This window comes from Planobispora longispora (genome assembly GCF_016863135.1).
Taxonomy (GTDB): domain Bacteria; phylum Actinomycetota; class Actinomycetes; order Streptosporangiales; family Streptosporangiaceae; genus Planobispora; species Planobispora longispora.
Map to the genome: position 1 here is coordinate 1 of NZ_BOOH01000095.1, position 1,422 is coordinate 1,422.

2 protein-coding genes are annotated in these 1,422 nt (G+C 74.1%); one reads left to right on the top strand and one right to left on the bottom strand.

What is annotated here, in order from left to right; genetic code table 11:
* The first annotated feature begins 128 nt into the window (after positions 1–128).
* Complete coding sequence (locus Plo01_RS39740; protein ID WP_307837431.1) at positions 129–857, top strand: sulfotransferase family protein; 729 nt, start codon at positions 129–131, stop codon at positions 855–857.
* A 149-nt stretch (positions 858–1,006) separates the two neighbouring features.
* Here the strand turns inward: Plo01_RS39740 and Plo01_RS39745 are convergent.
* Positions 1,007–1,422, bottom strand: a 416-nt coding sequence (locus Plo01_RS39745; RefSeq protein WP_203895981.1) for a hypothetical protein, incomplete at its 5' end; no start/stop codon positions are given.

Sequence of the window (1,422 nt, forward strand, 5' to 3'; positions counted from 1 at the left end):
CGCCCCCGCCGCCTTTCTTTCCCGCACCGGAACGCTGCGGGAAAGAAAGGCGGGACTTGGGATGGATGTCCGGGTGTTTGGTGGGCAGGGGAGGTGTCCGGCCGGAACGCGGAGGAGCGAGCGGGGGCATGGTGCACGTCATCGGGGCGGGGCTGGGCCGTACCGGGACCAGCTCGCTGAAGGTCGCCCTGGAGCGGCTCGGATTCACCCCCTGCTACCACATGTTCGAGGTCCTGGGCAGCGCCGGGCGGATGCGCCAGTGGACGGCCGTGGCGCGGGGCGGCGGGCCGGACTGGGAGGACATCTTCCGCGGCTACCGCGCCTGCGTCGACTTCCCCGCCGCCGCGTACTGGCGGGAACTGGCCGCGCACTACCCCGAGGCCAAGGTGATCCTCACCCTGCGCGACCCCGACGCGTGGTTCGAGAGCGCCCGAAAGACGATCTTCCGTCTGCCGAGGCTCATGCGCCACCCCGTGCTCGGCCCCCTGCTGCGCCTCCTCCTGCCCCGCCGGTCGAGACCGGCGATGTTCATCCGCATGCTCGGGGCGCTCAACCGGGACAGGCGTGACATCGCCTTCGACCGCGACAGCGCCCTCGCCTACTTCGAGCGGCACAACGCCGAGGTCATGGCGTCGGTCCCGGCCGAGCGGCTGCTGGTCTACCGGGTGGGGGAGGGCTGGGAGCCGCTGTGCGCGTTCCTCGGCGTACCGGTGCCCGACGAGCCGTTTCCGCGGGCAAACGACAGCGAGAGTTTCTGGTCCAATTTCCACCGGACGCTGCGGGGGAGGGACACCGGTCTGGTGCGGAACGCGCCGGAAACCGCGGAAGGGAAGTCCCGCGGAAGGGCCAGGGCGTAGCCTGACGGCGTGCGCCGGGCCGTGCGCCATGCGATGGGGCGGGCCGTACGGCGCGGCGCGCCAGAACGGCGAGGCCGCCACCGGATGTCCGGTGGCGGCCTCGCCGTTTCCGCTCTGCGTGCCCGGGAGTGTCCGGGAGGGCCGGGGCGTCAGCCGCGCTTGGTGGCCAGGCGCTCGCTGATCGCGCGGCCGGCGATGAACGCGCCGCCACCGGCGATCAGGGTGAAGGCCAGGATCCGGCCGGTGGAGACGCCGTCCCGCTCGATGGCGGTCGCGGCGGCGACGGTGTCGGCGGTGCTCAGGTCCACGGTCTTGGCGGGGGTGCGGACGGCGGCCGGGGTGCTCTTCGGGGCCGGGGCGGTCTTCTGCTCGGCGGCGGGGGCCTCGGCGGTGGTCCGGGCAGTGGTCTCGGCGGTGGCCTTGACGTCCGTGCCCGTGCCCGTGCCGGCGTCGGCGGTGGCGGTCTCGGTCGCGGTGGTCCCGGCCGTGACCTCGGCCGGGGCGGTGGTCGTGGTGGTCGCGCCCTGGGCCTGCGGTGCGGACTCGCCGGCCGCGGAGGTCGTGG